General features: G+C 42.7%; 9 protein-coding genes. 8 read left to right on the top strand and 1 reads right to left on the bottom strand.

Annotated elements, in window-relative coordinates; translation table 11 throughout:
* Positions 1–160: 160 nt before the first annotated feature.
* The 8 genes from AOG27_RS10785 to AOG27_RS10820 all read left to right on the top strand — a co-directional run bounded on the left by AOG27_RS10785 (position 161) and on the right by AOG27_RS10820 (position 14,606).
* The gene (locus AOG27_RS10785) at positions 161–2,518 is read left to right on the top strand and encodes a TonB-dependent receptor domain-containing protein (RefSeq protein ID WP_054553025.1); all 2,358 of its coding nucleotides are present in this window, start codon (positions 161–163) and stop codon (positions 2,516–2,518) included.
* A gap of 57 nt (positions 2,519–2,575) precedes the next feature.
* Positions 2,576–3,703 carry an alkaline phosphatase family protein gene (locus AOG27_RS10790; RefSeq protein ID WP_054553026.1) on the top strand — a complete coding sequence of 376 codons (1,128 nt, stop codon included), beginning with the start codon at positions 2,576–2,578 and terminating at the stop codon, positions 3,701–3,703.
* Positions 3,700–4,593: an alkaline phosphatase D family protein gene (locus AOG27_RS10795; RefSeq protein WP_082389255.1), complete on the top strand. Its 894-nt coding sequence runs from the start codon at positions 3,700–3,702 to the stop codon at positions 4,591–4,593. The genes AOG27_RS10790 and AOG27_RS10795 overlap by 4 nt, the downstream gene beginning before the upstream one ends.
* A 220-nt stretch (positions 4,594–4,813) precedes the next feature.
* Entirely contained in the window at positions 4,814–5,023 is a 210-nt protein-coding gene (locus AOG27_RS10800; protein ID WP_054553027.1) for a hypothetical protein, read from the top strand.
* Positions 5,024–5,176: 153 nt separating this feature from the next.
* Complete coding sequence (recC, locus tag AOG27_RS10805) at positions 5,177–8,521, top strand: exodeoxyribonuclease V subunit gamma (protein ID WP_054553028.1); 3,345 nt, start codon at positions 5,177–5,179, stop codon at positions 8,519–8,521.
* Positions 8,508–12,083 (top strand): exodeoxyribonuclease V subunit beta, encoded by a 3,576-nt coding sequence (gene recB, locus AOG27_RS10810; protein WP_054553029.1) that lies wholly within the window; start codon positions 8,508–8,510, stop codon positions 12,081–12,083. The genes recC and recB overlap by 14 nt, the downstream gene beginning before the upstream one ends.
* Positions 12,080–14,164 (top strand): exodeoxyribonuclease V subunit alpha, encoded by a 2,085-nt coding sequence (gene recD, locus AOG27_RS10815; protein ID WP_054553030.1) that lies wholly within the window; start codon positions 12,080–12,082, stop codon positions 14,162–14,164. The genes recB and recD overlap by 4 nt, the downstream gene beginning before the upstream one ends.
* Positions 14,151–14,606 carry a GNAT family N-acetyltransferase gene (locus AOG27_RS10820; protein ID WP_054553031.1) on the top strand — a complete coding sequence of 152 codons (456 nt, stop codon included), beginning with the start codon at positions 14,151–14,153 and terminating at the stop codon, positions 14,604–14,606. Before recD ends, AOG27_RS10820 begins: the two co-directional genes overlap by 14 nt.
* Here AOG27_RS10820 and AOG27_RS10825 read toward each other — a convergent pair.
* Positions 14,603–15,232, bottom strand: a complete 630-nt coding sequence (locus AOG27_RS10825) for a trimeric intracellular cation channel family protein (protein WP_054553032.1) — start codon at positions 15,230–15,232, stop codon at positions 14,603–14,605. The two genes, AOG27_RS10820 and AOG27_RS10825, sit on opposite strands and share 4 nt — an antisense overlap.
* Positions 15,233–15,322 lie beyond the last annotated feature (90 nt).

Here is a 15,322-nt window from a genome sequence, read left to right on the forward strand (position 1 = left end):
CGTTTTTTCTAATACTTTCTTATTTATTAAACAGTTAAGTCTTAAATCTGCCATGAAAATGCATTAATTGTTTAATTGTTGTGTCAAAAATTTTGACCCTAAATGTCATACACGCTCTGCATACTGTGCCCGCTTTTAAATACGTAACCTTGGAAAAACAATGAGCACAGTAACTAAAAAAACAAAGCTAAGCCTTGTAGTAGCAACGCTTTTAGCAACATCGGCAAATGCAAACACGAATAACGAAATTGAAGAAATTACCGTTGTTGCAAAGCCAACCAGTTATGCAAATAACGTTATTGAACCTGCCATGCTTGAGCAACAAAGTTCAGTATCAAGTGTGTTAGCCGTGATTGATAACCTACCGGGTATTAGCATCAACGAAGGTGATGCATTCGGTGGTGACGACTGGTCAACCACCATTACTATGCGTGGCTTTAGTATCGATGGTAATCAACAGCAATTAGGTATGACGATTGATGGTATTCCTAATGGCGGTTCTAACTATGGTGGCGGTGCAAAAGCAAACCGTTACTTAGACAGCGAAAACTTAGCAACAGTTGAAGTAGGGCAAGGTACGTCTGATATTGCTTCTGCATCACTCGAAGCATTAGGTGGTACTTTTAATTTTGTGAGTGCTCAACCGAGCACTGAGCAAAGCACTACGTTTGCTTACACAACGGGCGATCATAACGCTAGCCGTTACTTTGTTAAGCACGAAACTGGCACTGTGTTTGATAACACGCAAGCCTATATCAGCTATTCGCAAACAGACACCAGCCGTTGGGTTGGAGATGGTAGCAATGGTGGTAAAGACAACCAGCACATCGAAGCGAAGTTTGTATCAGACTTTAGCGACCTAACCGTAACAGGTCGTGTTTCGTATGATGATGTTCACGAAATTAACTATAACAGCATTAGCATTAGCGAGTTTGAACAAAACCCTGATTGGGATCGTTTAACTTGGAATTGGACTGGCGTGCCGCATTTTGATCAAATGTTTGCTGAGGGCTGGGGTACACTGCGTGAAAATACTCTTGCGTATGTAAAGTTTGATTACGCATTAGGTGCCACTTCAAACTTAAGCTTGTCACCTTACTATCATAAAAATTCAGGTCGTGGTGATTGGATCCCGCCTTATTTAACATCACCGGTTGATGGTGATGGCAACCCAACAACGATTGGCGGCGAAAATGCTGGCAGCTACGGCTTCACCGACAGCGACGGTAATCCACTTGCACCTGCTGCAGGCTGTACGGCAAGTTTAGAGTGGCCATGGTCTTCAGGCCCTGGCTTAAACCCAGCCTGTTACCCAGATGATGCTATTCCGGTTATGTCGTATCGTCATACTCACTACAAAAAAGATCGCTTAGGTATGACCGGTGAATACCAAGTAACCCTTGGCAACCATGACATTGAAGCTGGTTTTTGGTTTGAACAAACAGACCGTGATGAGTCACGTGACTGGCATAAAGTTATTGACGCCCGTGTCTATCATCACTTTGACCATACGCCGTATTGGACACAGTACAAGAACACCTTCGAAACAGATACATTCAAATGGTACGTACAAGACTCAATCAGTTTAGGTGATTTCACACTTAATTTAGGTGCTAAACAGTACCTTGTTGAGCTGCAGCGTTATAATCATTTTGAAGATGAATACTCAGATAAAATCGACAGTGATTCAGACGTACTATTCAGCGGTGGTGTGCTGTATCAGTTATCTGCAAGCACAGAGCTATTCACCAGCTACAGCGAAAACTTTGCGGCAATTAAAGATGGTGTACTTGAACGTGATTCATCAACACTGACCGAAATTGAACCTGAAACAGCTGAAAACATCGACCTAGGTGTGCGTTACAGTGATGACCGTTTACGTTTAACGGCAACCGCTTACAGCATCGAATTTGATAACCGTATTACCTTTATTGCTCCGGGCAGTGATACCGATGGTATTGACTACACGATTGGCACGAACGGTTCTTACATCAACGTAGGTGGTATTGAGTCAACGGGTGTGGAGCTTTCTGCAAGCTATATGCTGACTGACAAATGGAACCTTTACACATCGTATACCTACAATAACTCTGAGTATCAATCGAACGATCCAAGTGCTTACAACAGCGATGGTGAGCTACTTGAGGATGCATCAGCCAGCTTTAAAGCGGGTGATGAAGTGATTGACTCAGCACAAGATTTATTTGTGGTATCGGCAGACTACTACAGTGGTGATTTCCGCTTTGGTTTATCGGCTAAATACACAGGTGAGCGTTTAGGTGCATGGACTGATGAGCAAACCCGTTCGCGTAACGAGGTTGATGGTTACACCTTGGTTGATTTAAATATTGGTTATAATACCAGCCTTGATTCAGGTGTGTTTAAATCAATCGACCTTGCATTTGTGGTGAATAACCTGTTTGATAAATCATATCTCGCAGGTGGCACAGGTAATGGCTCTACCTACTTTATTGGTGCACCACGTACCGCAGCTTTAACACTTACAGCGCAGTTTTAAGCAATAAGCTAACGTTTTAAATAGCCCATCGTTGATGGGCTTTTTTGCAGGTGAAATATGAAAAAATTAATTTTAGCCACGGCGGTTTTAGCAGCATCACTATTAAGCATAAGCTGTAAAGCTGCCGACAATGTTGTGCTCGTGACTCTTGATGGGCTTCGCTGGCAAGAAGTGTTCTCTGGTGCAGATAAAAACCTAATTGATAACACTGATTTTGTTGCAAATACAGATGAACTAAAGGCGCTTTTTTGGCGAGATGACCAAGCACAGCGAACTCAAGCGTTAATGCCATTTTTTAGTGAAACATTGGCAAAGCAAGGTGTTTTGATTGGCGATAGAACGCAAGGTTCATTCATGTCGGTAAGCAACCCGTGGTATTTCTCATACCCAGGTTATAGTGAAATTTTAACTGGCATAGTAGATGAAAATATCGATAGTAACGATAAAGTGCCTAACCCCAATAAAACCATTTTAGAGAGTTTAAATTCTCAGCCAGAATTTAAAGGTAAAACCGCGCTTTTTGGTAGCTGGGATGTGTTTCCCTATATTGTAAATCGTGAGCGCAGTGGGGTTTATGTTAATGCTGGCTTTGAAAATTTTGATGCGGTGAAGTCAAAGGAAGTGACTCTGCTAAACCAAATGCAAAGCGAGATCCCCAGTCCTTGGCACAATGTTCGCCTCGACAGCTTTACCTACCGATTTGCCAAACAATATTTATTAAATAAGCAGCCGCGTTTGCTGGTTATTAGCTTGGGTGAAACCGATGACTTTGCTCATAACGGTAAATACGATGCCTATTTAAAATCGGCTAAACAAAGTGATGCGTTTATCCGTGACCTTTGGCAAACAATTCAACAAACACCGGGCTATAAAGACAATACCACATTGATCATCACCACCGATCATGGCCGTGGCAGTCATGCTGATGATTGGCAGCATCATAGTTCGAAGCGTGCTTTGGCACGTTCAGAGCAAGGAAAGCAGCGTTTTCCAAACGGCATTGTTGGCTCTGAGCATATTTGGTTAGCAGCGATTGGCCCAGATATAAAAGCAACAGGCTTAATTAAGCCAAGCAATGAGCTCAAACAAGCGCAAGTAGCGGCAACTGTGCTGAATATTTTAGGCATTAACAGTCAGCAAGTTAACCCGAAAATGGCCGCGCCAATTAAGGAGATTTTAAAATGAGTTTAACTTTTAGTTTGTTCAAAAGCGCCTTATCTGGGTTAATGCTGGTTAGTAGTGTGAGTGCGATTGCCGCGCCAAGTAAAATTTTGTTTGGCTCATGTGGTCATCAAGACAAAGCTATTCCAATTTTTGATGCCATCAACAAAGAGCAAGCCGATTTATTTATGTTCCTTGGCGATAACATTTATGGTGATACCGAAGATATGACGGTACTTGCCGATAAATATCAACGTTTAGGGCAAAAGCCAGGCTTTAAAACATTACGTGCGAATACGCCGATAATAGCCATGTGGGATGACCATGATTATGGCGAAAATGACGCTGGCAGCGAATACCCCAAAAAACAGCAATCACGAAAAATCATGCTCGACTTTTGGCAAGAGCCAGCAGGTTCTGCTCGCAGAACTCGTGAAGATGGTATTTACACTTCGTACACGTACGGTGAAGGTGAGCAAACAGTAAAGGTGATCATGCCTGATCTGCGTTTTAATCGCGCACCGTTAAATCATGTATCAGCGATGACCTATCAACTTGAGCGTAAACCTGCAAAACAAGGGCCTTATAGTCCAACAACCGATAAAAACGCCTCTATGCTTGGCGAAAACCAATGGCAATGGCTTGAACAAGAGCTTAAGTCAGATGAAAAGATAAAAATCATTGCCTCAAGCTTACAGTTATTGGCTGATTTTACAGGTTGGGAGTCATGGGCAAATTATCCAGCTGATCGTGAGCGTTTATTTGCGCTTATTAAAAAGCATAAAGTAAATGGTGTGATTATTGTCAGTGGCGATACCCACTGGGGTGAGCTGTCTAAATATCAAGATAACCTAGATTACCCAGATACCCAAACCACCCCAAGATCTAGAATTCAGCGTTTCTCATGGGCTTAATATCAAGGCGTTACTTTGCAGGAATGGCATTCCCTTTTAAGAAGTAACAACGCAGAGAGTAAGTTCATGAGAAGCGCCCTACGGGTTGGTTTAAAAGCGATTTATCCAGCGTTATTGATTTTAACAAGGGAATAACCATTCTTTTCAATCAATGCCTTGCCTAAATCGCTTTTAATTCCAACTGAAACTCGAATCTTGGGGTGGTTTGGGTATACATGAAATGACCAGCTCTGGGCTTACAGAAAAGTGGAAAGATGTTAGCCCTAATAAACACCGTGTGGGTGATTACACTCATGAGGTAAACTACGGCGATTTAACAATCGATTGGCAAAAAGCAGATCCTACCATTCGTATTGCGCTTAAAGGCATTAAGGGTGATGAGATAATGCACACCGAGTTCGCGTTATCGACGATAAGCCCATACCAGTAAATATTGCCTGCTGTGCATATCCTTAACATATGCCCGCAGCTCATGCCTGCAAACATGGAATAAGCCTTGTTTGCGGGTATTTCTCTCTATCCCATCTAATTAAAATATCTTACACTGTGTCAATTAGTTAGTTTCAAGCAAGGACAGTGTAAAGTGCTGAATATAATTCAATCAAATCGCATGGAAGCACTGCAAGCGCGGTTTCACGCTCTTCTTAAAGTTAATCCGCTAACGAGCCCTTTTAAAAAAGAAATTGTGCTCGTGCAGTCACCGGGTATGTCGCAGTGGCTAAAAATCGGTTTAAGCGAACACTTAGGGATTGCCGCTCAGGTTGATTTTCCGCTGCCTTCGAGTTTTATATGGCAGCTTTACCAACAATTATTACCAGATGTACCCAGTGAATCTCCGTATAACAAAGCGAACCTTGCTTGGAAGCTGTTTGCAATTTTACCAAACTGCATTGATGAGCCGCTGTATTTACCACTTAAAACCTATTTAGAAGGTGATAGCGAAGGCCAAAAAACCTTTGCCTTGTGCGAGAAAATTGCCGACGTTTATGACCAATACTTAATGTATCGCCCTAATTGGATTGCCACTTGGGAGCAGGGCATTGATGAACTTGATGATGTTGATGTGGGCATTGCACCATGGCAGCCAGATCTTTGGCGTAAGCTGGTGGCGCACAGTAAAGAGCTTGGGCAAAGCCAATATCACCGCGCCAATATGCAAGATAAACTCCTTGCAGCCCTTGAAAAAATGGACGCAAGCCTATTACCTGAGCGCATTAGTTTATTTGGTATTTCTGCAATTGCGAGCAGCCAGCTTGAAGTGTTTCAGGCCATTGCGAAAAAAACGCAGGTGTTTTTGTTTTTCTTTAACCCGAGTGAGCATTACTGGGGCGACACGCTCGATGAAAAAACAGCAGCTAAGATTGCCGCTAAATATGCCAAACGCCCGCAGTTACAAGCGCTTGAAGACAGCGCGAAAAACCCTGATCACGAGTACTTTTTTATTGGTAACCCATTGCTCTCGTCGTGGGGTAAATTAGGCCGAGATTATTTTGAGCAGTTACTACAACTAGATGCGCAGTGGCTTGACGGATTCGATAACGAGTTTGATCAAAGCTTGTTATCGCAAATACAGTCTGAAATTTACCAATTAGCCTTCAAGGGTGAGTCATTAACGCCTGACAAAGAATGGTTTATTAATGACGAAGGCAAGTTGCCAATTCAGGCAGACGATACCAGCATTGTGCTGAGCGATTGCCACACGCCTCTTCGTGAAGTAGAACGATTACATGATTACTTGCTTAACTTATTCAATGAAAATAAAGCACTAACACCGAAAGATATTATTGTAATGATGCCGGATGTTGGCACATACAGCCCGTATATTGAGGCGGTGTTTGGTGGTGCAGAAGGGCGACGCTTTATCCCTTATGCGTTAGCCGATTTAGCGATAGAGCAAGAAAAACCAGTACTTAGCTCATTTGCTAGTTTAGCCGATTTACCATACTCACGCTTTGGTGTGTCTGACATTCTTGATTTACTGCAAGTCACACAAATTGCCGAGAAGTTTAACCTCGAATCCCATGAATATGAGCAAATTGGTTTTTGGCTTGAGCGTGTTGGCGTTAAATGGGGCTTAGATGCAGCCCACAAAGACAGTTTTGGCTTACCCGCAATAGATTTAAATACTTGGCAACATGGCCTAAACCGCTTGTTATTAGGTGTTGCACAACGTGATGAGCAATTGCCGTTTTCGGGGATTTACAGTGCCGATGAAGTTGAAGGTATGGCACTGAATACCTTAAATAAACTTATTGAATTTATTGATGTACTGGCCCGTTATAAAACTAAGTTGCAAGCTGATGCACCGCTTAACGAAAAGGCAGATATTCTAAAAGAGTTATTAAACGATATATATAGCGATGAAGGCGAACAAAGCTGGGATTTATTAGTGCTGCAAAAAGTGCTCGATACACTGATTAAGCATTATGACAATGGCGATTACCAACAAGCTGTTTCGCAGCGCATTGTTAGTTACCTTGTAAAACAAGGTATTCAAGAAAAAGGCGTAGGACAGCGCTTTTTAGTGGGGCAAGTTAACTTTTGTACGCTGATGCCAATGCGTGCAGTGCCATTTAAAGTGGTGTGCATGCTAGGTTTAAATGATGCAGATTACCCGCGTACCGTTCAGCCAATCGGTTTTGACTTAGTGCCTTTCTCAAAACGCCAAAAAGGCGACCGCTCTCGCAAACTTGATGACCGTTACCTGTTTTTAGAAGCGATTTTAAGTGCCCGTGAGAATTTATACATCAGTTATATTGGCCGTTCTTGTTTTGATAACCAACCAAGAATGCCCTCAACTTTAGTGAGCGAGCTTTTGGAATACATAGCCCGTAGCTTTGAGTTTGCTGAACAAGACACTCACTTAAAGCTACCAGAGGCGCTGATTAATTATCAGCACTTACAGCCATTTAACTCGGCTTATTATCTGACCACTAACAAAGAAGGTAATAAAAGCCAAACTGATGACGAGCAAAAAGCAAACAAACCTTTAGCCACACAATTACACAGCTATAACCCTGTGTGGATGCCAACTCAAGCTGTTAACCCTGAGCCACAGCAAGCTCTTAGTGTTCAGCCAGAAAGTAGTGTTGAGTTAACTCAGTTTATTCGCAGTATTTGCCAGCCGCACGAGAGCTTTTATCAACAAAGTTTGGGTTTACGCTTACCGCAATTTAACGATATCGCTAAAGATGAAGAGCCATTTAGTTTAGATGCATTACGCCGCTACTTTTACCTCGATGAAATTCTCGAAGCGAGCATTCAAGAGCTACCGCTTAATAAAGCGCAAATTATGCAGCGCGGTGAATTACCCCAAGCCCATGTTGGCGACCTTGTGTTTGAAAGTATGCAGCACCGAGTTGATGCGCTTGCTGGGCAAGTGAAAGCGCATATTCAAGGTGATGAAGCATTACCCGTTGAAGTAAATATTAAAATTGCCAATACCACACTAGAAGGTTGGTTAAATCATATTTATGGTCAAAAACAGGTGTTTTATCGCACCGCCAGTATTAAAGCAAAAGATGTAATTCGTGGCTTTGTGCATCATTTAGCGGCGCAAATAGTGGGTCAGCCTGTTGAAACCCTTATTCTTGGTTTAGACAAGCAAATTAGTTTTTCACCTTTGTCAGAAGACGATGCCCGTAGCTATTTAAATGATTGGTTTTCGCTTTATGAAACGCTTTTAACTCGTCCTGTGGCGTTTTTTCCGGTCAGTGGTTACGAGTACATAAAAACAGATAAAGACATGGTTAAAGCAAACAATAAATTCGCGCCGCAATACATAGGCATAGGTGAAGGTGAAAACCCATACATTCGCTTAACCATAAAAAACCTTAAAGACTGTGAAGAAGAGTTTATAAAATGGAGCGAGCTGCTGTTATCGCCAATTGTTGAATTAGCACAGGAGGCAGATCATGCAAACGCTTAATCCAATGAGTATGGCGCTGTGTGGGCAAAGCCTTATTGAAGCAAGTGCCGGTACAGGTAAAACCTACACCATTACAGGTTTGTATTTACGGTATTTGTTGGGCTTACAAAAAGCGACTGGTGAAGATGAACAATTAAATACGCCTCTAAGTGTTGAGCAAATACTGGTGGTGACCTTCACTGAAGCCGCAACTCAAGAAATTAAAGACCGTGTACGGGCGCGTATAATCAATGCCAGAGATGCACTGCTTGGTAAAAAGCCCGATGATGAGCTGATTGAGCAAGTAATTAACGAGGTGACTGACAAACACGTCGCATTTGATTTGCTAGACGCCGCGGCAAAGTCGATGGATGAAGCCGCTATATTCACCATTCATGGTTTTTGTCAGCGAATGCTGAAACAACATGCTTTTGAATCAGGGGTGGCGTTTAACTTAGAGTTTATTTTAGATGAGCGTGAGCTTATTCAAGAAACCCTTAATGACTTTTGGCGTGCCTTTGTTTACCCACAATCAAAAGAGCGCACGCAAGCAATTACCGATATTTTCCCTGTGCCAGCGTCACTGTACTCACAGGTGGTGAGTTTACTCAATAAACAAGGGGCAACAATTACCCCTGAGTATGACCTTGATGAAATATGGCAAGCGCGCGACAACTTTGTGGCAAAAGTACCAGCATTTAAAAAGGCGTGCCGTGAGAGTGAATTTATTAATGCCGTAAAAGCGTCTGATTTAAGTGGCTCAAAAACCCCAGGTCGAAAAAACAGCCTTGCTGCGCTTGAAGAGTATATAAACAATGATGAGCTATTTTTTGTATTTGGTACCAGTAAATACTCGTTCGAAGTGTGGAGCACAGAGAATTTAAGCGACCCTGCAAATTACAAGAAAAACGGCAGCTTACTTAGTCATGCAATGCAGGCTCAGTTTACTGAAATGGCGCAACTTAGTAGCCTTATTAATAACGGGTTAAATATTGCGATAGTGCAATACGCTGCTAAATGGGTGGCAAGTGCATTAGCTAAACGCAAGCAAGAGCAAGGCGTTATTACTCCAGATGATTTACTGAGTAACTTGCATCAGGCACTTTTAAGTGAGCAAGGCCAAGCGTTAAGTGAAAAAATTGCGACTTTGTTTCCGGTTGCCATGATTGACGAATTCCAAGATACCGACCCAGTTCAATATGGTATTTTTAGCCGCATTTATGGCATTAAAAACACCACGCTTGCCATGATAGGTGATCCAAAACAGGCTATTTATGGTTTCCGTGGTGCAGATATTTTTACTTATATTGGCGCAAAACAAGCTGTTTCAGATGATAAGCAATACACCCTAGATACCAACTACCGCTCAAGTGAAGGGGTTGTTGATAGCGTAAACCGTTTATTTGCTAAAAATGAAAATAGCTTTATTTACAACGACGCAATCCCATTTCAAAAGGTTAATGCGAAGGGAAAACAGCAAGACAAAGCGTTTTTAATAAACGGTGAAATGCCAAGTGCGTTTGAATTTTCGGTTTTTGTTGATGAATACGCCGAAGCGAACAACAAGCCAACCAGCAAAGGGGTGGCTCAACAGGCATTGGCTTTGCAGTATACGAAAAAAATTACTGAGCTACTCAAGCAAGCCGATGCAGGCGCTGCAACTATTGCAGGAAAGCCTCTCACGGCCGCCGATATCTGTGTGTTAGTGCGTGACCGAAACGAAGCACAGTTAATGAAAGCTGCACTGGCAGAAGCCGCTATTGCCAGCGTGTATTTATCCCGTGATAGTGTTTTTAACCAAGAGCTTAGTCATCATTTACTGAACTTTTTAACGGCCTTGCATGGACAGTATGATGAATCATTACTGCGTGGTGTGCTAGCCGGGCCATTGTTTTGCTTAAGTTACAACCACATTTATGAACTTCACGAAAATGAAAGTGCATGGCAAGAGCATTTAAACTTTTTTGCTCAGCTTGCTCACATTTGGCATAAACAAGGCGCTATGGCGATGCTCGAGCGTTTATTAAGCCATAATCAGCTTGCAGCGCGTTGGCAAGGTTTAGGTTACAACGTTGAACGCTGGCTCACCGATTTCCGTCATTTAGGGGAAATCTTGCAGCAAAAGCAAATTGAGCTTGAGGGAACCCATCGATTGCTGCGTTGGTTTGCGCAAAAAGTTAGTCAACAAGATGGTGAAGCGGTGCAAGTACGCCTAGAAAGCGATGCTAATTTGGTGAAAATTGTCACCATGCACGCTTCAAAAGGCTTAGAGTACCCGATTGTATTCATGCCGTTTGCCTGTGGCTATCGCGAAAGCAAAGAAGCCCTTTACCACAAAGACGGTAAGTTGATTTATGACCTTGCTAAAAGTGACGACGCAATGCAAAAAGCAGAGCAAGAGCGCTTGGCTGAAGATTTACGTTTACTTTATGTGGCACTGACTCGTGCCGTGCATTTTTGTTCTGTGGGTATGTATAACATTGCGCAAGGTCGCAGTGCTCGCCCTGGAATTCAAAGTACCAGCATTGGCCACGTATTATTTGCAGGGTTAGAGATTAAATCGGGCGATGAATGGCGCGCGTTGTTACAACAATTTTGTGAAGGCTCTGCGCACATGCACTATGAAGCGTTTAGCCAAGCGGATGAACTAGAAAAGTTAACATTTGCTGGTGCAGACAGTGAGCAAGCCTACCAAGTTAATACTGTTAAAGCAGACATTCAGCGTGATTGGCGCTCAACCAGCTTTAGTAGCTTAACGCTGAAAAAGCATACTGATCATATTGAACTTGGCCGCAGTGATGAAGACCACGAAAAAGATGAGTTTTTAGCCCAAAATGCCAATGCTCTAACACCTTACAGCTTCCCTAAAGGGGCAAAGCCGGGTAGTTGTTTGCATGAAATATTTGAGCAATTAGACTTTACCGACCCTTATGCGTTAACGCGCCCAGCCAGCGAGCAAGATGACCACGCCCTTGATAAAGTGATCAAAACGTTATTCGAAAAATACCATATTGACGATAGCTGGCAGGAAATGACCGAGCAGTGGATCCTTGCTGCACTGAATTGCCCACTAAACGATAAAGGGCTTAGTTTATCAGTACTTGAGCCCGATACCTGTTTGGTCGAAATGGAATTTAACTTACCGCTGTTATCACTCTCAAGTGATAAGCTTAACCAAGTGTTGGTAAAGCACTTTAATTTACCAGGGCAGCTTGATTTTAGTGAGGTGCAAGGCTTACTAAAAGGCTTTATAGATTTAATATTTTGCTGGCAGGGTAAGTATTATATTCTTGATTATAAATCGAACTTTTTAGGTAATAATGCGGCTGATTACCAACATGAGCAACTAGAGCAAGCCATGACCAGTCATCAGTATCATTTGCAGTATTTAATTTATACCGTGGCACTGCACCGTTTATTAAAACAACGTATTCAAGATTACGATAGCGTTACGCATTTAGGGGGTGTTTACTACACCTTCTTACGTGGTATGAGCGAAGGACAAGGGGTGTATTTTAATCAGTTAACAAAACAGCAGATAACTGAGCTGGATAGCTTATTCGCACAAGGAGCCATGCTATGAGTCAACTGACATTCGGCTTTGATGACCATGAGCCAAACGAGCCAATGAATAAGCAGCCAGAAAAACCAGTGCAACCTGCCCAAAGCGATTCAGTGTTGCCTGCTATTGAACTTAAAACACAGCCGTTACTGAGTTATTTACTTGAGGCAAAACGTATTCGCTTAGTGGATGTGAAACTCGCAGAGTTATTGACTGGCGCAGAGACTGTAACCGGTTCACAAACACTGATAGAGAATAACAAAGCAGCGCACAGTGAGGTTTTTTACCTGATTTTATTACTTGCGGCCGCGCAGCAAAGTCAGCACAGCTGCTTAGAGCTCGTGAATATAAACTGGCAAAATCCGTTTGAAATTAGAGAGCAAAGCTTTGCTGATGCCAGCATTGCAGCCCCTGAGGTTTTAACCCCGTTTGCTATGGAATTTGGCCTTAATGAGGCTGTTAATAAACTAATGAATGCAGAGTGCGTAGGGGACGACAAGCCACTACTGTTGTTTGCGAATAAACTTTATTTTGCCCGCTTGGCAGAGTACGAAACCACACTGGCTTCGCGTTTACATCATTTAGCAACGAAAGAACTCACACTTGATGAAACTGAATTAACGTCATTACTTGAGGTGTATTTTCCTCGCAGTGACCATACAACCAACCCAAGCGATCCTATTAAAACATTAAACTGGCAAAAAGTAGCCTGTGCGATTGCTGCAACAAAAGGCTTTAGTGTGATCACTGGCGGCCCAGGTACAGGTAAAACTACCACAGTAACTAAGCTACTGGCCATTTTACAATCTTTGTATGCCAGTGCACCGCTAACAATAAAGCTGGTTGCACCGACAGGTAAAGCGGCAGCGCGTTTAACCGAGTCGATTTTAGGGGCAAAGCAAAAGCTTAATATGATCCCTAATAATATCGCGCCACTTATTCCAGACAGTGCGCAAACGATTCACCGTTTACTGGGCGTTATTCCGCATACCAATAAGTTTCGCCATAACAAGCGTAACCCGCTGCATTTAGATGTACTTATCATTGATGAAGCGTCGATGGTTGATTTATCGCTTATGGCAAAACTAATCGAGGCATTACCGAGCCATGCAAGGCTTATTTTACTGGGTGATAAAGACCAATTAGCCTCGGTTGATACGGGCAGTATTCTTAGCGACCTATGCCAAGGGTTAGAGCTTGGCAAAATGCCTGATTACAGTAGTGAAAGAGCAGCGCAGCTTAATCGCGTTTGTTTTAATAATCAGAGCGAGATACCTGCGGCGAGCAGTCATTTTGTACTTAACGATTGTATTGCGTTTTTACAGCAAAGTTATCGTTTTGATGGCAGCAGCGGCATTGGTCAATTAGCACAAGCTGTAAATACCAATAACAGTGGCTTACTGGGCTATGTTGAGCAAACGATTAATCAAGGTGGCTTTAAAGACCTTAAACTTAATTACAGCGTAATTAGTAAACCGATTGAGCAATTTGTGCAACAAGCGGCGTTGCAATATCACGATTATTTGCAGCTTATCCAGCAAGGGGCAAGTGTTGCCAGTGTGCATAAGGCATTTTCGCATTATCAGTTGCTAGCTGCCGTAAGAGAGGGAGATTACGGTGTAAATAGCCTTAATCAGCGTATTGAAAAAGCACTGGCTCAACAAGGTTTAATTTCGCCATATCAAAGGCATTACGTGGGTATGCCAATTATGATCAGCCAAAACGACTACCAACTAAAACTGTTTAATGGCGACATAGGTATTTTAATGCACGATGAGCAAGGTCAGTTAAAAGCCATGTTTGTTGATGAACAAGAAAATATTCGTGCCTTTTCGCCCGCACGCTTACCTGCTCACGACAAAGTGTATGCCATGACAATTCATAAGTCGCAAGGCTCTGAATTTGCTTACACAGCGATGATTTTACCGCCATTAAAACAGGCTAATCAGGGCATTAACAGACAATTGGTTTACACGGGGATCACCCGCGCGAAAACCACATTTGAGCTGGTGGCCGATAAAAATGTATTGCTCATGGCGATGAATAAATCTGTTACTCGTGCATCGGGTTTATACGATAGGTTAAAACATGAAGCTAGTTAAAGTAACGAGTGACCAACTCAACGAGTTAATGGGTTGGTTTAACACAGAGGCTGAGCTGCGTATTTGGTCAGGGCCATTTTTTAATTACCCATTTGATACGCAAAGCTTTAAACACGATTTAAACCTAGATGCGCTGAATTCCTACGCGTTGGTTAATGACGAAGGCCAGATGTTAGGGTTTGGTCAATACTATTTACGTGAAGGTCGTTGCCATTTAGGGCGGCTAGTTATCGCGCCAAGTGAACGTGGTAAAGGTCTTGCAAAAGTGTTGATAAATTTACTAGGAGAGCAGGGCAAACAGCAATTGCAGTGTGATAGCTTGTCGTTGTTTGTGTATAGCCACAATACCCTTGCTAAAGCAGCTTATGAAAAAATGGGGTTTATTCAAACTCAGTACCCCGCGGACATGCCACTCGATGGCTGTATTTATATGACCTGCTAAGAGCGTTTAAAGCTGCTTTTACGAAACAGATTAGGTTGCCAGCCAAAGTGTATGGCGCCTAATCTTAAACATACCGTCACAGCAAATGCGCCAAGAATGCACCAAATATAACTCACCTCAAGGGTGAATAAAGCCGCGTAAGTTAACCCGCCAGATAAGCAAGCGGTGGAATAGAGTTCTTCACCCATTACTAAAGGCACTTCTCGGCAGATCACATCACGCATCAGGCCACCAAAAATACCTGTGGTCATACCCATGGTGATGGCAACAATCATATCTGCGCCGCCGATCAGCGCCTTTTCGATACCAATAATGTTGAAAATTGCCATCCCTACGGCATCCATTAATAGCATGGTGGTGTTACTTAAATCGGGTAAGTGACGAATTGATAGAATAGAGGCGAATATGGCTATGTAAGTTGCGTACAAATAATCGGGCTGAGCTATCCAAAATACTGGTTTGTTAAGCAATATGTCTCGAAGTGTGCCACCACCTAGAGCTGTGACTGTGGCAACAACCACCACACCAAAACCACCAACACTTTTTTCATGGCCCAGCAAGGTGCCAGAAATAGCAAAAAACGCTACACCGATAATGCTTAAAAAATGAAAGTATTCTGATGTCATGGGGCTTCCTTACCTGTTTATAGTAATCTAACCCTAGCAAAATGAACTTTATTGATGCTGAACAGCTAAGAAAATAGGGCGGGTAGTGAT

Origin of the sequence: Pseudoalteromonas lipolytica (assembly GCF_001306915.1) — a bacterium.
In the GTDB taxonomy this organism is placed as follows: domain Bacteria; phylum Pseudomonadota; class Gammaproteobacteria; order Enterobacterales; family Alteromonadaceae; genus Pseudoalteromonas; species Pseudoalteromonas simplex.

Coding starts and splice junctions, on each gene's coding strand:
- recD (WP_054553030.1), top strand. CDS start 12,080: ATGAGTCAACTGACATTCGGCTTTGATGACCATGAGCCAAACGAGCCA.
- recB (WP_054553029.1), top strand. CDS start 8,508: ATGCAAACGCTTAATCCAATGAGTATGGCGCTGTGTGGGCAAAGCCTT.
- AOG27_RS10820 (WP_054553031.1), top strand. CDS start 14,151: ATGAAGCTAGTTAAAGTAACGAGTGACCAACTCAACGAGTTAATGGGT.
- AOG27_RS10790 (WP_054553026.1), top strand. CDS start 2,576: ATGAAAAAATTAATTTTAGCCACGGCGGTTTTAGCAGCATCACTATTA.
- AOG27_RS10785 (WP_054553025.1), top strand. CDS start 161: ATGAGCACAGTAACTAAAAAAACAAAGCTAAGCCTTGTAGTAGCAACG.
- AOG27_RS10800 (WP_054553027.1), top strand. CDS start 4,814: ATGACCAGCTCTGGGCTTACAGAAAAGTGGAAAGATGTTAGCCCTAAT.
- AOG27_RS10795 (WP_082389255.1), top strand. CDS start 3,700: ATGAGTTTAACTTTTAGTTTGTTCAAAAGCGCCTTATCTGGGTTAATG.
- AOG27_RS10825 (WP_054553032.1), bottom strand. CDS start 15,232: ATGACATCAGAATACTTTCATTTTTTAAGCATTATCGGTGTAGCGTTT.